At 66.9% G+C, this 20,227-nt stretch carries 18 protein-coding genes and 3 tRNA genes; 7 read left to right on the top strand and 14 right to left on the bottom strand.

Annotation, left to right across the window (positions count from 1 at the left end):
• Window positions 1-3 precede the first annotated feature (3 nt).
• Together smpB and dapA are read right to left on the bottom strand one after the other, a co-directional pair.
• Entirely contained in the window at window positions 4-477 is a 474-nt protein-coding gene (gene smpB, locus GBZ48_RS19545) for an SsrA-binding protein SmpB (RefSeq protein WP_042704640.1), read from the bottom strand.
• Between the two features lie 30 nt (window positions 478-507).
• Window positions 508-1,383, bottom strand: a complete 876-nt coding sequence (gene dapA / locus GBZ48_RS19540) for a 4-hydroxy-tetrahydrodipicolinate synthase (RefSeq protein WP_174472517.1) — start codon at window positions 1,381-1,383, stop codon at window positions 508-510.
• Window positions 1,384-1,419: 36 nt separating this feature from the next.
• On the opposite strand from dapA, the gene GBZ48_RS19535 reads away from it, so the two are divergent.
• Window positions 1,420-3,405 carry a lytic transglycosylase domain-containing protein gene (locus GBZ48_RS19535; protein ID WP_211105813.1) on the top strand — a complete coding sequence of 662 codons (1,986 nt, stop codon included), beginning with the start codon at window positions 1,420-1,422 and terminating at the stop codon, window positions 3,403-3,405.
• Window positions 3,406-3,474: 69 nt separating this feature from the next.
• Here the strand turns inward: GBZ48_RS19535 and GBZ48_RS19530 are convergent, their stop codons facing one another.
• The gene (locus GBZ48_RS19530; RefSeq protein WP_014247578.1) at window positions 3,475-3,663 is read right to left on the bottom strand and encodes a hypothetical protein; all 189 of its coding nucleotides are present in this window, start codon (window positions 3,661-3,663) and stop codon (window positions 3,475-3,477) included.
• Between the two features lie 49 nt (window positions 3,664-3,712).
• Window positions 3,713-3,898, bottom strand: coding sequence for an entericidin A/B family lipoprotein (locus GBZ48_RS36360; protein ID WP_098739779.1), 186 nt, complete (start codon window positions 3,896-3,898; stop codon window positions 3,713-3,715).
• A gap of 304 nt (window positions 3,899-4,202) precedes the next feature.
• On the opposite strand from GBZ48_RS36360, the gene GBZ48_RS19520 reads away from it, so the two are divergent.
• The 5 genes from GBZ48_RS19520 to GBZ48_RS19500 all read left to right on the top strand — a co-directional run bounded on the left by GBZ48_RS19520 (window position 4,203) and on the right by GBZ48_RS19500 (window position 11,202).
• Complete coding sequence (locus tag GBZ48_RS19520; protein ID WP_174472515.1) at window positions 4,203-5,561, top strand: MATE family efflux transporter; 1,359 nt, start codon at window positions 4,203-4,205, stop codon at window positions 5,559-5,561.
• 137 nt (window positions 5,562-5,698) lie between these two features.
• A complete protein-coding gene (gene gyrA / locus GBZ48_RS19515) occupies window positions 5,699-8,500 on the top strand; it encodes a DNA gyrase subunit A (protein ID WP_174472514.1) in 2,802 nt (933 codons plus the stop codon).
• 23 nt (window positions 8,501-8,523) lie between these two features.
• Window positions 8,524-9,087, top strand: coding sequence for a pantetheine-phosphate adenylyltransferase (gene coaD / locus GBZ48_RS19510; protein WP_109050033.1), 564 nt, complete (start codon window positions 8,524-8,526; stop codon window positions 9,085-9,087).
• 140 nt (window positions 9,088-9,227) lie between these two features.
• Window positions 9,228-9,303, top strand: a tRNA-Lys gene (locus tag GBZ48_RS19505).
• A 207-nt stretch (window positions 9,304-9,510) separates the two neighbouring features.
• Window positions 9,511-11,202: a methyl-accepting chemotaxis protein gene (locus tag GBZ48_RS19500; protein ID WP_174472513.1), complete on the top strand. Its 1,692-nt coding sequence runs from the start codon at window positions 9,511-9,513 to the stop codon at window positions 11,200-11,202.
• A gap of 76 nt (window positions 11,203-11,278) precedes the next feature.
• Here the strand turns inward: GBZ48_RS19500 and GBZ48_RS19495 are convergent.
• The 3 genes from GBZ48_RS19495 to GBZ48_RS19485 all read right to left on the bottom strand — a co-directional run bounded on the left by GBZ48_RS19495 (window position 11,279) and on the right by GBZ48_RS19485 (window position 11,869).
• Window positions 11,279-11,355, bottom strand: a tRNA-Arg gene (locus GBZ48_RS19495).
• A 64-nt stretch (window positions 11,356-11,419) separates the two neighbouring features.
• Window positions 11,420-11,716: an ETC complex I subunit gene (locus GBZ48_RS19490; protein ID WP_109050332.1), complete on the bottom strand. Its 297-nt coding sequence runs from the start codon at window positions 11,714-11,716 to the stop codon at window positions 11,420-11,422.
• Window positions 11,717-11,791: 75 nt separating this feature from the next.
• A tRNA-Pro gene (locus GBZ48_RS19485) sits at window positions 11,792-11,869 on the bottom strand.
• Between the two features lie 155 nt (window positions 11,870-12,024).
• Between GBZ48_RS19485 and GBZ48_RS19480 the strand changes: the two genes are divergently transcribed.
• A complete protein-coding gene (locus GBZ48_RS19480; protein WP_174472512.1) occupies window positions 12,025-12,429 on the top strand; it encodes a hypothetical protein in 405 nt (134 codons plus the stop codon).
• On the opposite strand, the gene GBZ48_RS19475 is transcribed toward GBZ48_RS19480, so the two are convergent.
• From GBZ48_RS19475 to GBZ48_RS19445, 7 genes are all read right to left on the bottom strand, one after another.
• A complete protein-coding gene (locus tag GBZ48_RS19475) occupies window positions 12,398-13,630 on the bottom strand; it encodes an ABC transporter permease (protein ID WP_174472511.1) in 1,233 nt (410 codons plus the stop codon). The two genes, GBZ48_RS19480 and GBZ48_RS19475, sit on opposite strands and share 32 nt — an antisense overlap.
• Window positions 13,627-14,358, bottom strand: a complete 732-nt coding sequence (locus GBZ48_RS19470) for an ABC transporter ATP-binding protein (RefSeq protein WP_281362444.1) — start codon at window positions 14,356-14,358, stop codon at window positions 13,627-13,629. The genes GBZ48_RS19475 and GBZ48_RS19470 overlap by 4 nt, the downstream gene beginning before the upstream one ends.
• On the bottom strand, window positions 14,348-15,994 hold the full coding sequence (locus GBZ48_RS19465) for an efflux RND transporter periplasmic adaptor subunit (protein WP_174472510.1): 1,647 nt from the start codon (window positions 15,992-15,994) through the stop codon (window positions 14,348-14,350). The genes GBZ48_RS19470 and GBZ48_RS19465 overlap by 11 nt, the downstream gene beginning before the upstream one ends.
• A 92-nt stretch (window positions 15,995-16,086) precedes the next feature.
• Window positions 16,087-16,530, bottom strand: a complete 444-nt coding sequence (locus tag GBZ48_RS19460; RefSeq protein ID WP_343049605.1) for a DUF192 domain-containing protein — start codon at window positions 16,528-16,530, stop codon at window positions 16,087-16,089.
• Between the two features lie 115 nt (window positions 16,531-16,645).
• On the bottom strand, window positions 16,646-17,473 hold the full coding sequence (gene kdsA, locus GBZ48_RS19455) for a 3-deoxy-8-phosphooctulonate synthase (RefSeq protein ID WP_174472509.1): 828 nt from the start codon (window positions 17,471-17,473) through the stop codon (window positions 16,646-16,648).
• A 127-nt stretch (window positions 17,474-17,600) separates the two neighbouring features.
• A complete protein-coding gene (locus GBZ48_RS19450; RefSeq protein WP_174472508.1) occupies window positions 17,601-18,296 on the bottom strand; it encodes a dienelactone hydrolase family protein in 696 nt (231 codons plus the stop codon).
• A gap of 74 nt (window positions 18,297-18,370) precedes the next feature.
• Window positions 18,371-20,203, bottom strand: coding sequence for an autotransporter domain-containing protein (locus GBZ48_RS19445; RefSeq protein ID WP_174472507.1), 1,833 nt, complete (start codon window positions 20,201-20,203; stop codon window positions 18,371-18,373).
• Between the last annotated feature and the right edge of the window lie 24 nt (window positions 20,204-20,227).

Raw genomic sequence — 20,227 nt, 5'->3', positions numbered from 1 at the left:
GGATTAACCCTTGTCGCGCATCAGCCGCGCCTTGTCGCGCTGCCAGCTGCGTTCCTTCTCGCTCTCGCGCTTGTCATGCTTCTTCTTGCCGGTGGCGAGGCCGATCTCGACCTTGGCATAGCCGCGGTCGTTGAAATAGACCGACATCGGCACCAGCGTGACGCCCTTCTGCTTGATCCCGGCCGCGAGCTTGTCCAGTTCGCGGCGGCGGACCAACAGCTTGCGCGGACGCTTCGGCTCATGCTGATCGATGCGGCCGGCCTGGAGATATTCGGGGATGTACGCGTTGAACAGGTACAGCTCCCCGCCCTTCAGGCCGGCATAAGCCTCGTTCACACTGGCGCGGCCGCCGCGCAACGACTTCACCTCCGACCCGGTCAGCATGATCCCGGCTTCGAGGACATCATCGATGAAGAAGTCGAACCGCGCGCGGCGGTTCTGCGCCGCATATTTTTTTGCTTCCTCGCGCGTCGCCAAGTCTCTCTCCTATACGGCCCGTTCCGTCACTCAGGACAACAGGCCGGCTTTGGTCATGGCTCCACGCACGGCGGTACGGGCGGTCTCGGTCGCCGGAACCAGCGGGAGGCGCACCTCGTCGCTGCCGAGGCCAAGCAGGCTGGCGGCGAACTTGACCGGCGCAGGGCTGGTTTCGACGAACATCGAGTCGTGGACCGGCGACAGCACGTCGCGCAGGCGGAAGGCCTCCTTCAGGTCGCCCTTCGCCCAGGCGGTCTGCATGGCGGAGCACAGCGCCGGCGCGATGTTCGCGGTGACGGAGATGCAGCCCACCCCGCCCTGCGCGTTGAAGGCCAGCGCCGTGGCATCCTCGCCCGACAGCTGGATGAAGTCGGGGCCGACTTCCTGCAGCAGACGGGACGGGCGGGACAGATCGGCGGTTGCGTCCTTCACGCCGACGATGTTGGGCAGCTTTGCAAGCCGCGCCATCGTCGCCACAGACATATCCACGACACTGCGGCCCGGAATGTTGTAAATGAAGATCGGCAAATCCGCCGCGTCATGGATCGCCTTGAAATGCTGGTACAGACCCTCTTGAGACGGCTTGTTGTAGTAGGGCGTGACCACGAGCGCCGCCTGCGCGCCAGCCTGCTTGGCATGGCGGGTCAGGGCGATGGCTTCGTCGGTCGAGTTGGAACCGGTTCCGGCCATCACCGGAACCTTGCCGCCGGCCGCCTCGATGCACAGCTCCACGACGCGGTTGTGTTCTTCGTGAGACAGGGTCGGCGACTCGCCGGTGGTGCCGCAGGGCACAAGACCGTGCGTGCCCTGCGCGACCTGCCACTCCACGAAGGACTGGAAGGCCTTCTCGTCCACTTTCCCGCCCTTAAACGGAGTCAGAAGGGCGACGATGGAACCGTGGAACATGGCTGCCTCCTCAGTCGGCTTAGCTGGAAAAAAGAGTTGCGCACATTATCCCTCCCCGCCGCCCTCGGCAAGAGCGCCCGGACCTCTGTTTTTGCGGGTCTCCTCACCCTTTTCGCGGCGCTTCCCGGCGCCCTTCCCGCCGCGGCGCTGAGCCCGCAGGACATCGTCCTCTACCGCGAGGCCTTCAGGCTCGCCAATGACGAGCGTCTTTCGGAGGCGCTGGCCTCGGCGTCGAACGCGCAAGACCCGTTACCGGCGAAGGTTCTGCGTTGGATCGCGCTCGCCAACCCGGGCGGTGGCAGCTTCACCGACATCGCCGCCTTCATCCGCGAGAATCCGGACTGGCCGAACATGGCGGCGCTGCGCCGTCAGGCGGAAATGGCGATGCCCGACATCCCGCCGGCCGACGTGGTGGAGTGGTTCCGACAGAGCCCGCCGCAGACCAACGACGGCTTCGTCCGTTATGCCGACGCGCTGATCGCGACCGGCAGCGTGGACCGTGCGACCACCCTGATCCGCAAGCAGTGGGCCGACGCCACCTTCACCGCCGACGAGGAAGCCACCTTCCTCTCCCATTACACGCCCTATCTGCGCCAGCAGGACCACAAGGCGCGCATCGACCGGCTGCTTTGGGCCAAGCAGGAGGCTCCGGTCCGCCGGATGCTGCCCTTCTTCGACGAGGCTTATGACGCGCTGATCGAGGCGCGCATCGCGCTGGACGGCGACAGCGCGGGCGCCGAAGCGATCCTGTCGCGCGTACCGCCCAGCCTGCTCAACGATCCTGGCCTGATGTTCGACCGCGCCCGCTACCTGCGGCGCAAGGGCGACGATGCCGGCGCGCTGGAAATCATCGCCCAGGCCGGCACCGACATGGGCCGCCCGCAATCCTGGTGGTCGGAGCGGCATCTGCTGGCCCGCCGGGCGATGGAGCGCGGCGACTACAACCTCGCCTACCGGTTGGTCAGCGCCAACGGCATGAGCGAAGGCAGTTCCTTCGCCGATGCGGAGTTCCTGTCGGGCTTCCTGGCGCTCCGCTTCCTGGACAAGCCGTCGGAAGCCTTCACCCACTTCCACAAGCTGTACCGCTCCGTCACTGCGCCGATCAGCAAGGCGCGCGGCGCCTACTGGTGCGGCCGTGCCGCGGAGGCGCTGGGCCAGACCGGACCGGCGCGCGACTGGTACGCCAAGGCGGCGACCTACCCCACCACTTTCTACGGCCAGTTGGCTTTCCGCCATGTCTCCGGGGGTGCGGTGACCCTGCCGACGCCGCCGACCGTGTCCAGCGCCGAGACGGCCGCCTTCAACAGGCGCGAGGTGGTGCGCGTCGCCCGCCTGCTGGCGGAGATCGGTGGCAATGGGTCCGATCAGGTGACCGGGTTCGTCCGCCGCCTGAGCCTGGATGCCAAGACGCCCGCCGACTATGTGCTTACCGCCCGTCTGGCCAGCGACGTCGGCCGCCGCGATCTGGCGGTGGCAGCCGCCAAGGACGCCGCCCAAAACGAGGTGTTCCTGGTCGAGGCCGGCTATCCGATGATCGATGCCCGGCCGGCCGCACCGGAACTGGCGCTGATCCACGGCATCATCCGGCAGGAAAGCACCTTCAACCCCACCATCGTCTCGTCCGCCGGTGCGCGCGGGCTGATGCAGCTGATGCCGACGACGGCGCAGCTGGTGGCGGGAAAGCTGGGGCTGAAGCACACGAACGCGCGGCTGACCTCCGACCCCGGCTACAACGTCACGCTGGGGTCGGCCTATCTGGCCGAACTGATCGACCGCTTCAACGGGTCGTGGGTGCTGGCGATCGCCGGCTACAACGCCGGTCCGAACCGGGTGCGCCAGTGGCTGCAGACCTATGGCGATCCCCGCACGGAGACCATCGACGTGGTCGACTGGATCGAATTGATCCCGATCTCCGAAACCCGGAACTATGTCCAGCGCGTGCTGGAGGCGGTGCAGGTCTATCGCGCCCGTCTGAACGGCGACCGGGCCGAGCCGAACCTGGACAAGGATCTGCGGCGATAAGCGGTTCGGGTTGGGGAGGAAGCGGCGAAAAGGCCCCCTCCCCCGGTCCTTTACATTACAGCGACGCCGTCACGCCGTCGTCGGGTTGGGCATGCCCGGCATCGGCTCGTCGGCCGGCGGAGGAACTTCCGGCAGGATGCCGGGGTTGTCGGGCACCGGATAGGGATCGGGCGTCGTCGGCCGGTCGGGTTGCGGCGGATTCGGGTTGGACGGCGGCGGAATCTCGCCGGGGGTAGACGGCTTCTGCGGTTCGCTCATACGGGAACTCCTTCGCGAGGGTGCATGGGGGTGGCCCTGGGATAACGCGTCAGTCGACCGTCCGTTCAATCGCCCGGCCTCCGGCCTGGACGTCCTGCCCGGCCCCCTCGACCGTGTTGCAGCCGGTCAGCATGGCCGCCAGCGCCATCAGAAAGGTCAGGATCACCATCTCGCGCGCGGGGAACGGGATGGCGCGGGCGGTGGCGCGCTGCCGGCGGTTCTTGGCGTGCTGCATGGTGTCTCTCCGGTCTGGGGTGGGGCTGGGAGAAAGAAATGAGCGATTGCGATTGGGCGATGGCCGGGGTGTCGTTCGTCTCTGTTTCTGACAACGGAATGACAGCGGCTTGGTTCCGCACCCCACCTCGCCGCCATGCAGTGAATGCAACGGTCCTTTCGAGGCGCCCGAAAACCTTGACGCGGTACGCCCACCGGGCAAGATGACCAGCTTTTGCGCAGTCTGCCCGCTTTCCGGTCAAGCCTTACGGTCCGGCAGCACGGCACAGGCCGCGACACCACCCTCTTCCACCACAGGTTTCGTCATGAGCACCGCCATCCTCCCCGCCCCGGAGCCGTTGCGCGCGCGCCTTGCCGCACACATCGGCGAACTGCTGCGGCTGGCGGCGCCGGTCATCGTCTCCCGCGCCGGCCTGATGGTGATGATGGCGGTCGACACCGCCATCGTCGGCCGTTTCTCCGCCCAGGAGCTGGCCTATTACGGGCTGGCCCATCTGCCCGGCAACATCATGGTGGGCACCGGGGTCGGTCTGCTGATGGGCACCGTGATGATCACCGCCCACGCCTTCGGCGCCGGCAACGATGCCGACTGCGGACGGGCATGGCGGCGGTCGGTCCCCTATGCGCTGCTGCTGGGGGTGCTGTTCGCCCTGGTCTCGCTGCTGGGCGTGCCGCTTTTCCAGGCGGGCGGCCAGACCGCGGAGATGTCTGCCGGCGGCGCCCATGTGCTGGCGGTTCTGGGCCTCGGCGCGCCGGGCATGATGCTGTACATCACCACCGGCTTTTTCCTGGAGGGCATCAAGCGCCCATGGCCGGGCATGGTCGCCATGGTGATCGGCAACATCGTCAATGCGGCACTGGCCTGGGCGCTGGTGTGGGGCCATGTCGGGCTGGAGCCGCTGGGCGCGGTCGGCTCCGCCTGGGCGACCACCATCGTGCGCTGGGCCATGGGGCTGGGGCTCGTCGCCTATGTCTGGTGGATGCGAGACCATGAGCGCTGGCAGGTTCGCCTGCCCGTCGCCGACTGGTGGAGCGGTGCCGCGCGCCAGCGTCACCTCGGCTATGCCGCCGGGCTCAGCATCGGGGTGGAGAGCGGGGCTTTCGGTGGGCTCGGCCTGTTCGCCGGCATGATCTCCCCGCTGGCGCTGGGTGCCTACACGGTCGGGCTGAACCTGACCGCCCTGCCCTTCATGGCCGCGGTCGGCCTAGCCTCGGCCACCGCGGTTCGGGTCGGCGTCGCCTATGGCCGCGGCGACCGCAGCGACATGGCGCTGGCCGGCTGGACCGGCCTCGGCGTCACCAGCGCTATCCTGGCCTGCGTCGGCATCCTCTATCGCAGCATGCCCGACGCGCTGGGCGCCATCTACTCCAACGATCCACAGCTGCTGGAGGCGGTGGTGCCGCTGATCGCCTTCACCGCCTGGATCCTGATCGCCGACGGTGGGCAGACGGTGATGGCGAACGCACTGCGCGGCCGGCACGACGCCTGGATCCCGACGGCGCTGCACTTCTTCTCCTACGCGGTGGTGATGATTCCGGTGTCGGCCTTCCTGGTCTTCGGCCTCGGCCACGGTGCCCACGGGCTGTTCGAGGGAATCCTGATCGCCAGCTTGGTATCGGTCACCATCCTCTCGCTCCGATTCGCGTATCTGAGCCGGCGTTGAGGCGGCTTTTCAGCCCCGAATCGTTGTGTGCAATTGCGAGAGTTGCTATATTTCTTAGGCAAAACCTTCGGCCCGCAAGGCCAGTGACTGCCGCGGATTCGTTAAGCGGCGGCGCATTCGAAGAATGAGTGTCCTGCTTGAGCAATACGCCCCTTCCTCCCGCCTCCGACATCGCGCCGATCAACATCGAAGACGAGATGCGGAAATCGTATCTCGACTACGCGATGAGCGTGATCGTGAGCCGTGCCCTGCCCGACGTCCGCGACGGGCTGAAGCCGGTGCACCGGCGCATCCTCTACGCGATGAAGGAGGGCGGGTACGACTCGACCAAGCCCTACAAGAAGTCGGCGCGCATCGTCGGCGATGTGATGGGTAAATACCACCCGCACGGCGACAGCGCGATCTACGACGCCATGGTCCGCATGGCGCAGGACTTCTCGATGCGCCTGCCGCTGATCGACGGCCAGGGCAATTTCGGTTCGATGGACGGCGACCCGCCGGCGGCTATGCGCTACACCGAGGCGCGTCTGGCCAAGGCGGCGGAAGCGCTGCTGGACGACATCGACAAGGACACCATCGACTTCCAGGCCAGCTACGACGATTCGGGCCGTGAGCCCACCGTCGTCCCGGCCCGCTTCCCGAACCTGCTGGTGAACGGCGCCGGCGGCATCGCCGTCGGCATGGCGACCAACATCCCGACCCACAATCTGGGCGAGGTGATCGACGCCTGCTGCGCCTATATCGACAACCCCGACGTCACGCTCGAAGAGCTGATGGAACATGTGCCCGGCCCTGATTTCCCGACGGGCGGCCTGATCCTCGGCCGGTCGGGCAGCCGGGCGGCGCTGCAGACCGGGCGCGGCTCGATTATCCTGCGCGCCAAGACCCACTTCGAGGAGGTGCGCAAGGACCGCACCGCCATCGTCGCGACCGAGATCCCCTATCAGGTCAACAAGGCCAAGCTGATGGAGCGCATCGGCGAGGTCGTGAACGACAAGACGATCGAGGGCATCGCCGACCTGCGCGACGAATCCGACCGCGACGGCGTGCGCGTGGTGATCGAGCTGAAGCGCGACGCGGTTCCCGACGTGGTGCTGGCCCAGCTGTTCCGCCACACCCAGCTCCAGACCTCCTTCGGCGTCAACATGCTGGCGCTGAACGGCGGCCGTCCGGAGCTGATGCATCTGCTGCAGATCATCACCGCCTTCGTCCGCTTCCGCGAGCAGGTCATCACCCGCCGGACAGAGTTCCTGCTGGGCAAGGCCCGCGAGCGCGCGCACACCTTGGTCGGTCTGGCGGTCGCCGTCGCCAACCTGGATGCGATGATCGAACTGATCCGCAGCGCCCCCGATCCGGTCTGGGCGCGCGAGGAGATGATGAACCGCGAGTGGCCGGTCCATGACGTCGGCCCGCTGATCGAACTGATCGACGAGCCGGGCCGTGGCGTCAGCGAACAGGGCACCTACCGGCTGTCGGAAGTCCAGGCGCGCGCCATTCTCGACCTGCGCCTGCACCGCCTGACCGGGCTGGAGCGCGACAAGATCGGCGCCGAGTTGACCGACGTCACCGACCAGATCGCCGATTTCCTCGCCACGCTCGCCAACCGGCCGAAGCTGATGGGGATCCTGCGCGACGAGCTGGTCGAGATGAAGGAGCGGTTCGGCACGCCGCGCCGCACTGAGATCCAGGATCTGGAGTTCGAGGCCGACATCGAGGACCTGATCCAGCGCGAGGACATGGTCGTCACCGTCAGCCAGTCCGGCTATGTGAAGCGGGTGCCGCTGTCGACCTACCGTGCGCAGAAGCGCGGCGGCAAGGGCCGCTCCGGCATGTCGATGAAGGCGGAGGATGCGGTCAGCGATCTGTTCGTCGCCAACACCCACACGCCGCTGCTGCTCTTCTCGAACCGCGGCATGGTCTATAAGCTGAAGGTCTACCGCCTGCCGCTGGGCAACCCGCAGGCGCGCGGCAAGGCCTTCGTCAATCTGCTGCCGCTGATCGACGGGGAGACGATAACCACCGTCCTGCCGCTGCCGGAAGACGAGGCCGCCTGGTCCGATCTGCACGTCGTCTTCGCCACGTCGAAGGGCAACGTACGCCGCAACCGCATGTCCGACTTCGCCAACATCCGCTCGAACGGCCTGATCGCCATGAAGCTGGAGGAGGAAGGCGAGCGGCTGATCGGCGTCCACACCTGCTCGGAAACCGACGACATCCTGCTGGCGACCCGCGGCGGCAAGTGCATCCGATTCCCGGTGGACGACGTGCGCGTCTTCGCCGGCCGCACCTCCACCGGCGTGCGCGGCATCAAGCTGGCCGACGGGGACGAAGTGGTGTCGCTGTCGATCCTGGCCCATGTCGACGCCACGCCCGAGGAACGCGCCGCCTTCTTCAAGATGAAGCGCGACGAAGGGCTGGAGATGGAGGGCGAGGCCGCTCCGGAGGCGGACGAGGTGCCGACCGACAGCGTCACCCTGTCGCAGGAGCGGTACGAAGAATTGAAACAAAAGGAACAGTATATTCTCACTGTCTCCGACCGCGGCTATGGCAAGCGCAGCTCGTCCTACGAGTATCGCACTGCCGGACGCGGGGGCCAGGGCATCTGGAACATGGAGATGGGTGAGCGTAACGGCTCCATCGTCGCCGCCTTCCCGGTGGAATCGAACCATCAGGTGATGATGGTCACCAACGGCGGCCAGGTCATCCGCATGCCTCTGCACGACGTGCGGGTGGCGGGCCGCAAGACGCTGGGCGTCACGCTGTTCCGCGTGGGGGCGGACGAGCGCGTGGTGTCCGTCGCCACCATCGCCGAGGAAGAAGGCGAGAATGGCGTGGGTGAAAACGGCGTCGGGGAGACTGGGGTCGAGGACGGCGGTGACGCCAACGGTTCGGTCGGGTCGGTCGGCGATGCCGGCGGCACCACCGGGCCGAACGAATAACGGACGGGCCTAAAGGGGAACCCATGGCGACCAGCCAGACCGAGACCAGCAAGGGTCGTCGAATCGGTGTCTATCCAGGCACCTTCGATCCGATCACCAACGGTCACATGGACATCATTCAGCGCGCCGCCCGTCAGGTCGACCACCTGATCATCGGCGTCGCCCGGAATGCCGGCAAGGGGCCGCTCTACTCCACGGACGAGCGGGTCGCCATGGTTCGCGAGGATGTGGCCGCGCTGAATGCCGGCGGGGCCAGCATAGAGGTGCGGGCGTTCGACAATCTGCTGATGCATTTCGCCATCGAGATGAACGCCCGCGTCATCATCCGCGGCCTGCGCGCCGTCTCGGATTTCGAATATGAATTCCAGATGGCGGGCATGAATGCCCGTCTGAACCCGAAGGTCGAGACGATCTTCCTGATGTCGTCGGAGAAACACCAGTTCATCTCCTCGCGCTTCGTGAAGGAGATCGGGCGCTTGGGCGGCGACATCCGCCATTTCGTCTCGGCCCGTGTCGCCGAACGGCTGGCCGAACGCTTCGCTCTGGAGGCGGGCAACGGCACTGTCCCGACGACCAGCCAGACCTGATCCCCGAAGCCATGGGTTTGATGGGGCTTGATCGCAAAATCCTGCATCTGCCATCAAGCCCATGGTTGACCTTTCGGGCGCGTCTTTCTATGGTGCGCCCACTTCCCGGCGGGGGTCAGTTTCCCACCGCCGCTCTGGATGATCCGGTAGCTCAGTCGGTAGAGCACGTGACTTTTAATCATGTGGCCGTGGGTTCGAATCCCACCCGGATCACCATAACTTCAAATTTCTACCAAGCACGCTCAACGATTTCTCAGAGGCCACACAAGCGTGGCTTTTCGAGTCGTGGATCATAAAAATCAGACCACTTTCCGACATTTTCCTTCGGAGGCCATGAAGGGAAATCGATAAGGGTAAGCCCCAATTTAACCTTCCTGTGATTCTATTAAGACTCACAATGGTTAGAGGTTGAAGGGTTTAGCCATGGATCGGTTGATGAACGCGTCTGTCCGCACAAAGGTAATTGCGGCTTTCTCGGTGCTTTTGATCGGCACTGCGCTGCTTGGCCTGTTTGCGATCAACCGCATGTCATCTGTGAATGACGAAGCGGCGGAGATTCGCGACAATTGGCTGCCATCGGTCGTCGCCGTTTCCGATCTCTATTCGACCTTCTATTCCTACCGGACCGGCGAAGGCGCATTGATCGCCGTGCAGGACGAGACCGAAATCCGCAAGGAAGAGGAAAGCCTGGAAAAAACCATCCGCACCATAGAACAAAAGCGCGCCGTGTATGAGAGCTTGCTGACACCGGGCTGGGAAACGGAGACCTATCGAAAGCTCGTCGAGTCACTCAATCGCTATTTCACCATCAGTCGGGACAAGTTGCGCCCTCTCGCGCGCAAGAACGACACGGCGGCAATCTCCGGACTGTTCATCGGCGAGTCGCGACAGGAATTCCGCACTGCCATGGCAATTCTGGAAGAGCTGGTGAATTTCAATCGCGTCGAGGGGGTGAAGGCGGCGGACAACGGGGCCAAGATCTACGTCGTCTCCCGCAACTGGATCGCCGCTGCGATACTCGTGGTGGCGATGTTTGGCGTGGGTGCCGCCCTGCTGATCCTGACCGCGGTCGTGAAGCCGATCCATGCCCTGACCGGAACCATGGGCCGGCTGGCAAACCGGGAGATGAGCGTCGAAATCGCTGGCACGGAGCGACGGGATGAGTTGGGCTCGATGGCCCGCGCGGTCCAAGTGTTCAAGGACAACATGATCGAGGCCGACCGCCTCGCCGCCGTCGAAGCCGCAGAGCAGCAGGCCAAGATGCGCCGCGCCCAAGCCATCGAACGGTTGCTCACCGGTTTCGAGAATTCATCGACCACCGCCCTGCGCACCGTGGCAGCCGCCGCATCGGAGCTGGACGCCACCGCGCACAGCATGTCGGCAATGGCGCAGCAGACCAGCACCCAGGCCACCGTCGTTGCGTCGGCTGCCGAACAGACCAGCGCCAACGTCCAGACCGTCGCCACCGCCACCGAAGAGATGGCCAGTTCGATCCGCGAGATCGGCACCCAGATCGCCCGCTCCGCCGACATCGCCGGCAAGGCGGTGAGCGAGGCCGGCCAGACCAGCGATGCGGTCCGCAGCCTCGCCGAAGCCGCGCAGAAAATTGGCGAGGTGGTCGGCCTGATCACCGACATCGCCAGCCAGACCAACCTGCTGGCGCTGAACGCCACCATCGAAGCGGCCCGTGCGGGTGAGGCCGGCAAGGGCTTCGCCGTGGTCGCCAGCGAGGTGAAGAGCCTTGCCGGCCAGACGGCCAAGGCGACGGAGGAGATCGCCAGCCAGATCGGCGCCATCCAGCAGACGACGCAGGGCGTGGTGACGGCGATCACCGGCATCGGCGGCACCATCGGCAGCATCAACGACATAACTACCGCCATCGCCGCCGCCATCGAGGAGCAGAGTGCCGCAACCAACGAGATCTCGCGCAATGTCCAGCAGGCTGCGGCTGGAACGCAGGAAGTGACGGGCAGCATCGTCCAGGTGACGCAGGCGGCGGGCGAGGCCGGCAATGCCGCCGGTCAGGTGCTGACCGCCGCCGGCGAGTTGTCCCGGCAGGCTGAACTGATGCGCCGGGATGTTGAAACCTTCCTGGGCGACATCAAGGCAGCCTGAGCGCCAGCCTCCCGGCCGCAAACAAAAAGCCCCGCCGAAGCGGGGCTTTTTGTTGTTCTGAAACGGACTGCCGAGATGGCGACCCCAGCTGGATTCGAACCAGCGACCTGCCGCTTAGAAGGCGGCTGCTCTATCCAACTGAGCTATGGGGCCTTATCCCGGTTTCTCCCCGGATGCCGGTCGCGACTCGGGCCGATACCGGCTGTCGCATAGGCTATCAGAAGCGCGGGCGGTCGGTGCGGAAGTTGTCGGCGTAGTTGCGCGGACGGACGCGGCGGACCGCAGCCTCCTGCACGGTATAGCTCCAACCCTCGCGCTCCGCGAAGGCGATGGCCTCTTCCTTGGTCTCGAAGGACAAGCGCACCTGGTTCAGGGTGTCGCCGGAGCTGGTCCAGCCCATCAGCGGTTCCGGACGGCGCGGCGTCTCGATCTCGTAGTCCAGCATCCAACGGTGAGTCTTAGCCCGGCCGGATTGCATGGCCGTCTTGCTCGGCTGATAGATCCGGACGTTCATGGCTCGCTCGTCTCCCCAAATGCCTGCCGTTGCGTCCTGGCTCCATGGCTTGGACGCGGATTTGTCCTCTGGCGATGGTCGGGGCGCCCGGATTCGAACCGGGGGCCTCCAGTACCCAAAACTGGCGCGCTGACCAGACTGCGCTACGCCCCGTCGCCGCGTTGTGAGATACACGAACGCCACGCCCACGGCAAGCGGAGGGCGCACCGCTTTCGCGGTCTTTTCCATCCCGCCTGCCCTGCCGGTCGTTCGCTGCGGCATTCGGTCGCTCAACAGCCTGTCGTCAACACCGTTCCGGATCCGTTTCGTTGCCATCACTCACCCCTGCACCACTCGCCATCATCCTGTTCCAGCCAGACCTTGCCGACCGTCCTGACCGCCGCTCCGCCATCGACCTCGCCCACGAACTGCAGCGAGCAGGCGCTGCGGTGGATGTAGTGGCGCCGATGGGCGGAGGACCGCTGCGCGCCGAGCTGGACCCCACCGTCGGGCAGATCGACCTTGCCAAGCGCCATGCCGCCACATCCCCCCTCGCCCTGGCGCGCGTGGTGGCGGAACGGCAGCCGGCGCTGCTGGCGGTTCCGCGGGAAGTGGTCTGGGTCGGCCGGCTGGCGCTATGGCTGGCGCGCAGCAAGGCACCGCTGGTCGTGCTGACGGGCGAGGTGAAGGCCGACCTCGCGGCTATTCGTGCCGCAGCGCCTCGATCGGGTTGAGGCGGGCAGCCCGTCTGGCGGGGTACAGGCCGAAGAACACACCGACGATACCGCTGACCACCACTGCCAGAACGACCGAGTCGGTCTGGATCAGCGTCGGCCATCCGGCCAGAGCCGCGACGCCCATGGCGGTGCCGATGCCGAGCGCCACGCCGACGGCGGCGCCGATCAGCGACAGGGTGGTCGATTCGATCAGGAACTGCACCAGGATGTCGCGCCGCCGCGCCCCGATGGCGATCCGCAACCCGATCTCCCGCGTGCGCTCGGTCACCGACACCAGCATGATGTTCATGATGCCGATGCCGCCGACCAGCAGTGAGACCGCCGCCACGGCGGCCAGCAGGAAGGACAGGGCGCGTGACGAGGCATCACGGGTCGCCGACACCTCCGACAGGTCACGCATCCAGAAATCGTCGTCCTGGCCGGCAACCAGCCGGTGGCGCTGGCGCAGCAGGTCGCGGATCTGCGCCTGGGCCTCGGCCATGTCGGTGCCGTCGCGCATCTTCACCACCATGGTGTGGATGAAGCGCGGGTTGCTCTTTGCCATTCCCGGAATGTTGCGCTTAGCGGTGGACAGCGGCACGAAGATGACGTCGTCCTGGTCCTGTCCCTGGGTGTTCTGCCCCTTCTCCGCCAGCACGCCGACGACGGTCAGCGGGGTGGAGAAGACCCGCACCGGCTCCCCGATGGGGTCGCCGCCGCCGAACAGGTTGCGCACCACCGTCTGGCCCAGCACCACGACCTTGTTGGCTTGCGCCACATCCTCGTCCGACAGGCCGCGCCCCGTCGCAACACTCCAGTCGCGGGCATCCATATAGTCGGGCGTGATGCCGAACAGCACGGTGCCCCAATTCTGGTTGCCGGCGACGATCTGCAATCCCCAGCGCACCGACGGAGCCGTCACCACCACGCCGGGGATCTCCGACAGTACCGCCAGCGCATCGTCCTCCGTCAGGGATGAGGCTGTGCCGGCGCCCAGCTTCACACCGCCCCGGGCAATGCTGCCCTGCCCCACCATGATCAGGTTGGTGCCCAGGCTGGCGATCTGGCGCAGCACCTGATCGCGCGCACCGGCGCCCACCGCGACCATGGCGATCACGGCAGCCACGCCGATGACGATGCCCAGCATGGTCAGGGCGCTGCGCAGCGGGTTGGCCCGCAGCGAATCGAGCGCGGCGCGCAGGGCGTCCCAGGCGGTCATGCCGCGGCCTCCGGGGTCTGGTTCACGTCGTCGATCAGCCGGCCGTCACGGAAGTTCAGGACACGGCCGGCGAAGCGCGCCACCTCCGGCTCATGCGTCACCAGCACGATTGTGATGCCGCAGCGGTTCAGCCGCTGGAACAGGCCGATGATCTCCAGGCTGGTGACGGTGTCGAGCGCCCCGGTCGGTTCGTCGGCCAGCAGCAGCAGCGGGTCGTTGACCAGCGCACGGGCGATGGCGACACGCTGCTGCTGCCCGCCGGAGAGCTGAGTCGGCCGGTGCCTTGCCCGCTCACGCAGCCCCACCGAATCGAGTGCGGTCAGTGCCCGCTCGACCCGCTGGGCATGGCCGACGCCGGCATAGACCATCGGCAGCATCACGTTGTCGAGCGCCGTCTGCCGCGGCAGCAGGTTGAAGGACTGGAAAACGAAGCCGATGCTGCGGTTCCGCACCGCCGCCAGCGCGTCGGAGGATAGTCCGGTGCCCTCCTGCCCCGCCACCTCCTGCCCATCCAGCCGGTAGGTGCCTGAGTCCGGACGGTCCAGGCAGCCCAGCAGGTTCATGAAGGTAGATTTGCCGGACCCGGATGGCCCCATCACCGCAACGAACTCGCCACGGTGGATCACGACGGAGACATCGTCCAGCGCATGGACGATCTGCGGCCCCATGCGGTAATGGCGGGTCAGGCGCTCGACCGTAATCAGAGGCTCGGCCGGTTCAGAAGCCAAGGCGCGGTCCCCGACGGGTGTCGCGGTCGGAGGCGAGGATGCCGGTGATGACCTCCTGCCCCGCCCGCAGGTCGCCGGACACCACCTCGGTGAAGCTGCCGTCGCCGATGCCAAGCCGCACCGGCACACCGACAGGACTCCCATTACCGGGACTGGGTACCCAGACGGTCCGTGTGGCCTCGGCTGCCCGGCCGGGATCGACCAGCGACTCGAAGCGGTCGCGCTGCGCCGGGTCGAGCAGTCCGGCCATCCGCTCCAGCGTCGCGGTGCGGATGGCGTTGGCCTCCACTCTGCGGCGTTCCGGATCGCCGCCTTCCGCATCCAGTGCTGCGAAGCGCTCGCGGGCCTCGGCGACCAGGGCGGCGATGTCGCGCCGCTTGATCTCGTCCAGTTTCAGCCCGTCCGTCACCCGCTTGGCGGCAGCCTCCAGCGCCGCGGCGCCGCGGCCGCCATTCAGGCCACCGGTGGTCGGCGCCGGCGCATCGGCGAAGGACTCGACGCCCGGCGGACGGAAGCGCAGGGCCGCATTCGGCAGCTTCACCGCCGATGGCCGCTCGTCCACGGTGATGCGCAGGTTGGCGGTCATGCCGGGCAGCAGGCGCAGTTCCGGATTCTCCACCGTGATGACGACGATGTAGGTGACGACGGTCTGGTCCTCCTTCGGCGCCAGGCGCACCTGCGCCACCCGGCCGGTGAAGCTGTCGCCGGGGAAGGCGTTGACGGTGAAACGCACCGCCATGCCTTCGCGGACCCGGCCGATGTCGGCCTCGTCGATGTTGGCCAGCACCTCCATCTGCCGCAGATCCTGGGCGATGGTGAACAGCGTGGGCGCCGACAGGCTGGCCGCCACCGTCTGGCCGCTGCTGACCGCCCGGTTCACCACCACGCCGTCGATGGGCGACCGGATCACCGAGCGGTTCAAATCGACACGGACCAGTTGCAAGGCCGCCTCGCGCTGGGCCACCTGGGCACGGGCGACCTCCACCTGGGCACCGGCGACCGCCAGTGAAGCTTCGGCGGATGCCTCGGCCGCTTCAGCCTGCCGCTTCTGCGCGCGGGCGGCGATCAGCTGGGCCTGGGCGCTGTGGGCAGCGGTTTCCGCCTTTTCCAGATCGGCGGCGGCGACCACACCGCGGCCCTGCAGATCGCGCCGCCGCCGCAGATCGCGCTCCGCATCGCGCTGGGCGAGGTCGGCGCGGACAATCTGCGCATCGGCATTGGCAATGCTGGCGTTGGCATTGGCGAGATCGGCCCGCGCCTTGTCGAGCAGGGCCTGCTGCTGGATTAGAGATGCCTTGGCCGAATCGACATCGGCACCGGCCTGGGCGAGCCGGGCGGCAAGCTGGTCGCCGTTCAGCCGGGCGAGGATCTGCCCACTGGTGACCCGGCTGTTGAAATCGGCATAAAGCTCGGCGATCTGGCCGGAGAGTTGGGAACTGACCTCCACCGTCACCAGCGCGCTCATTGTGCCGGTGGCGGTGATGGCGCTGACCAGCGGGCCTTGCTCCACCCGCGCCAGACGATAGGACGGACCGGGCTCGGCCCGCGCCAGCACGACATAGGCGGACAGGCCGGCCGCGGCACTGAGCGCCAGTCCGAGAAAGATCGCCGCCTGCCTGCCTGCTCCCTTGGCCATCGCGCCCCTCCGCGCCGCTCATGCCCGCGCGATCAATCTGGGCGAGTTTACGCGAAAGTCATGGGCGGCGGGCCGTCTTTCAACGTCGGGACTTACGGCTTGGCGATGTCGGGGGAAACCACCCGGTCGCCGGGACGGATGCCGAGCCGCGAGGCCATGCCGCCGTTCAGTTCCAGAATCGCCTTGACCGGGCCGTCGGAATTGACGGAGTCCAGCGATTCCGGCACCGCCCGCTCATGGATGTTCACGATGCGGCCGTCGGCAGCGATGAACAGCATGTCGAGCGGGATCAGGGTGTTCTTCATCCAGAAGCTGGCGGGCTGCACCCGGTCGTAGATGAACAGCATCCCGGCATCGGCGGCCATCGACTGGCGGAACATCAGCCCCTGTGCCTGCTGGCCGGGCGTCAACGCCAGTTCGATGTCGAAGCGGAACTTGCCGCCGCCGGCCGTCTCGACGGTCAGCTTGGATTTCTGGAAAGTCTCCAGCGCCAGTGCCGGGAAGGCGACCACCAGCAGCAGGAGTGCCGCCACCACACCCCGAAAACTCCGACCGACCATCATGCATGTCCCCGAAGGCTGACCTGACCCGTGGATGCGGGAGAGGCGCCAGTGAAGCACGGCGCCCCGCCTCAGCCAAATTAAGCCTGTTTTAGGACTTCGCCAGACGGTCGAAGGCCTGGAGCTTGGCCAGCAGGGCCGGCATGTCCGTCAGCGGGACCATGTTCGGGCCGTCGCTCGGAGCACAGTCGGGATTCTCGTGCGTCTCCATGAAGACGGCGGCGACGCCGACGGCGATGGCGGCGCGGGCCAGGACGGGGACGAACTCCCGCTGGCCGCCCGAGGTGGTGCCCTGCCCGCCCGGCTGCTGGACGGAATGGGTGGCGTCGAACACCACCGGAAAGCCGGTCTCCGCCATGATCGGCAGCGACCGCATGTCCGACACCAGCGTGTTGTAGCCGAAGCTGGCACCGCGCTCGCACAGCAGCACGCGCTCGTTGCCCGAGGCGACCAGCTTGGCGGCGACATTCTTCATGTCCCACGGTGCCAGGAACTGGCCCTTCTTCACATTCACCGCGCGGCCGGTTTCTGCGGCGGCGATCAGCAGGTCGGTCTGGCGGCAGAGGAAGGCCGGGATCTGCAGCACGTCCACCGCCTCGGCGACCGGGGCGCACTGGGTGGATTCATGCACGTCGGTGATGACCGGGCAGCCGAACCGCTCGCGGATTTCCGCAAAGATCGGCAGGGCCTTGTCCATGCCCAGACCGCGCGCGGTGGTGATGGAGGTGCGGTTGGCCTTGTCGAAGCTCGACTTGTAGATCAGCCCCATGCCCAGCGCGCGGGTCATCTCCACCAGCGCGGACGCGGTCTCCATCGCATGGTCGCGGCTTTCCATCTGGCAGGGGCCGGCGATCAGGACGAAGGGACGGTCGTTGGCAATGGTCAGGTCGCCGACCTGAACGGCGCGCGGCGTGGTCATCGGAGTGCTCCAAAACAAATCGAGGCGAGAGGGCGACGCCCTCCCGCGCTCACCCGACAGGGGTTCGGGCAAGGGTCGGAAGACCCTTGCATCCCACTATTCAGGGAATCGGTCAACGGCGCTGGCGTCAGGCCAGATGCGTCCGGAAGAACTCCACCGTCAGCCGGTTCGCCTCGTCGGCCGCATCGCGGTCGTAATGCTCGCCGCCCGGTCGGGCGAAGGCATGGTCCATGCCCGGATAGACCTTGGCAGTCACCCATTTGTTGTCCTTCACCCCGGCGACCACCGCATCGCGCTTCTCGGGGCTGGAGAACTTGTCGTTCTCCGCGATGTGCAGCAACAGCGGCTTGGCGATCTTCCCCGCTTCGCCCAGCAGCCCCTCCAGACCGACGCCGTAATAGCCGACATTGGCATCGGCGTCCGACCGCGTCGCCATCATGAAGGCCAGCCGACCGCCCAGGCAGTAGCCGACGCTGCCGGCTTTGCCGGTGCAGCCGTCCTGACCACGCACCCAAGCCAGCGCTGCTTTGAGGTCGTCCACCGCCTTGTCCTGATCCATGCCGTTCAGCAGGGCGAAGGCCTGGTTCCATTCCTCTTGCGTCTTGTCGGTCAGTTGCACGCCCGGCTGCTGGCGCCAGAACAGGTCCGGGCACACCGCCAGGAAGCCCTGCGAGGCGTACCAGTCGCACATCTCGCGCATCACCGCGTTGACGCCGAAGATTTCCTGAATCACCACAAGCCCGCCGGCGGGGGCCACCGTGGGCTTGGCGACATAGGCTGAGAAACGGCCGCCATCGGCGGCATCGATCATCACGTCTGACATGGCCCTGTCATCCTCCCGTTGGCAAATCCGCCCCTGATATGGAGCGGAGTTGCTCCCGGTCACCCCGCCTTTCGTCAGAAACCGACGCTGACGCCGACGAAGCCGCCGTAATCGCGGCGGTTCTCCTCGCCCAGCCGGGCATTCAGGCCCAGCGTGCCGGTCACCGACTCCGCCAGCTTGAAGGAGGCGCCGGCCGTCAGGTCGACATAGCTGCGATCCGGCTTCGCCACCGCCACGTCGTAGGCCAGCGTGGAAATGCTGCGGCTTTCCACCGTGATGGTCCGCTGGTCGTCCTTGAACTCCCGGTTCAGCGTCACCTTGGCATAGGGCAGGACGCTGCCGAAATCATAGGCCGCCTGGTAGCCGATGCTGCCGACCAGCGAGTTATGCGTCTGCGACCGGTAGGTGAAGCCGAACAGGCTGTTGTCCTCGCTGAATCCCTCCACCTCGACATGCTGGTAGCGCAGGCCCAGCACCGGACCGTGGGTCAGCCCGCCAGTCATGAACTCATAGCCGCCCTCGGCACCGATGGAGGCATTGATGCCCTCGGTGTTGCCGCTGGTGGAGTGATCGGTGCCGTTGATGCTGACGCCACGGCGCAGGTCGTAATCGGCGAAGCCGATGGAGCCGACGCCGTTCACGAAGGCACCGCCCATGCGGTAGACGCCGTAACCGCTCAGCACATATTCCCGCTGCTTGTAGTCGCCGCCGGTGGAGAAGCTGCCGCGGTAATGCGACGCCGTGCCGGCCACGCCCAGCAGGAGGTTCTCGGTGAAGCGCTTGTCGATGCCGACGCTGACCGACAGCGGCGTGCCGCGCACCTCCGCCTGACCGCCGGCACCGGGGTCGCCGGTGCGGTCGCTGGTCAGCCGGCCGACCCCGCCGCTGATCCAGGCACCGCTGGTGCCGGGCTTGCGGCTCCACAGGCTGGTCGCCGCCTGGGCCAGGATGGTGGAGGTCAGCCGGTCGCGGGTGTGGATCGGAGATTCGGCAAGCTGCGCCACATTGCCGGGGGCGGTCAGCGCGTTCAGCACGAAGTCCGACACGGCACGATGCCCGGCCGTGGTCGGGTGGACGCCGTCGGCGAACAGGTAGGTCTGCGCCGCGTTGGGCGCCACCAACGTCCCGGAGGTGCAGAGCAGAGAACTGCTGGTGGTACAGGCGGTGCCGGTCACGTTGGTGAAGCCGAAGGCCGCCGGGTCTGCCACCGCCGCCCGCAGCAGGGAATAGGTGTCGATGGGAATGACCGATACGCCGGCATTCGCCAGCCCCAGCGTGACCAGTTGGTTATAGCCGCTGACCAGCTGCGTGATCTGTGCCGCCGCGGCTGAGCCCTGCGCCCGTCCGAACGGAGTCGATCCGATGTCCGGCACCGTCGGAACCAGGATCGTGCGCGCGCCAGCCGCGCGCAGCCGCGCCACCTGCATCACCAGATCGCTGGCGGCCTGAGTCACTGTCGCCTGGGCGGTGGCGGGGTTGTTGAGTGCCGTGAAGATGTCGTTCGCCCCACCCCAGACGGTGTAGAGCGCATTGGGGTCGGCCCGGCCGCCGCTGGAGGCCAGATAACCGGAGATCTGCGTCGCCACGCTGGGGGCGAGCGCGGTTGGACCGGATGCGGGGAAGCCGACCGAGGTGTTCACCCGCGCCCCACCGACCGCATAGTCGGTGCCGCCCCGCGCCGCCGCCGTGGTGGCGGAGGTGCCGAGCGCCCCGGCGACGGTCTCCGCCCACACCGGACCCGGGTTGGTGGTAAACTTGCCGCCGACGGGGAGCAGCGACTGGAACGCGCCGCTGTCGGTCAGGCTGTCGCCGAAGAAGATGGTGGAGGAGTAATCCGCCGCAGCGGCCGGGACCGCGGCGACCGCGGTCAGACAGGTGGCGAGCGCAGCGATCCTGACGCGATTCATGGCCCTTCCCCGATCAGATTGTTT

Source organism: Azospirillum melinis (assembly GCF_013340935.1).
Classification (GTDB): Bacteria; Pseudomonadota; Alphaproteobacteria; order Azospirillales; family Azospirillaceae; genus Azospirillum; species Azospirillum melinis.
This window is presented reverse-complemented; position numbering and strand designations above follow the sequence as displayed.

Coding starts and splice junctions, on each gene's coding strand:
- GBZ48_RS19445 (WP_174472507.1), bottom strand. CDS start 20,203: ATGAATCGCGTCAGGATCGCTGCGCTCGCCACCTGTCTGACCGCGGTC.
- GBZ48_RS19530 (WP_014247578.1), bottom strand. CDS start 3,663: ATGAGCGAACCGCAGAAGCCGTCTACCCCCGGCGAGATTCCGCCGCCG.
- kdsA (WP_174472509.1), bottom strand. CDS start 17,473: ATGACCACGCCGCGCGCCGTTCAGGTCGGCGACCTGACCATTGCCAAC.
- coaD (WP_109050033.1), top strand. CDS start 8,524: ATGGCGACCAGCCAGACCGAGACCAGCAAGGGTCGTCGAATCGGTGTC.
- GBZ48_RS19450 (WP_174472508.1), bottom strand. CDS start 18,296: ATGTCAGACGTGATGATCGATGCCGCCGATGGCGGCCGTTTCTCAGCC.
- GBZ48_RS19520 (WP_174472515.1), top strand. CDS start 4,203: ATGAGCACCGCCATCCTCCCCGCCCCGGAGCCGTTGCGCGCGCGCCTT.
- GBZ48_RS19490 (WP_109050332.1), bottom strand. CDS start 11,716: ATGAACGTCCGGATCTATCAGCCGAGCAAGACGGCCATGCAATCCGGC.
- GBZ48_RS19500 (WP_174472513.1), top strand. CDS start 9,511: ATGGATCGGTTGATGAACGCGTCTGTCCGCACAAAGGTAATTGCGGCT.
- GBZ48_RS36360 (WP_098739779.1), bottom strand. CDS start 3,898: ATGCAGCACGCCAAGAACCGCCGGCAGCGCGCCACCGCCCGCGCCATC.
- dapA (WP_174472517.1), bottom strand. CDS start 1,383: ATGTTCCACGGTTCCATCGTCGCCCTTCTGACTCCGTTTAAGGGCGGG.
- GBZ48_RS19475 (WP_174472511.1), bottom strand. CDS start 13,630: ATGACCGCCTGGGACGCCCTGCGCGCCGCGCTCGATTCGCTGCGGGCC.
- GBZ48_RS19465 (WP_174472510.1), bottom strand. CDS start 15,994: ATGGCCAAGGGAGCAGGCAGGCAGGCGGCGATCTTTCTCGGACTGGCG.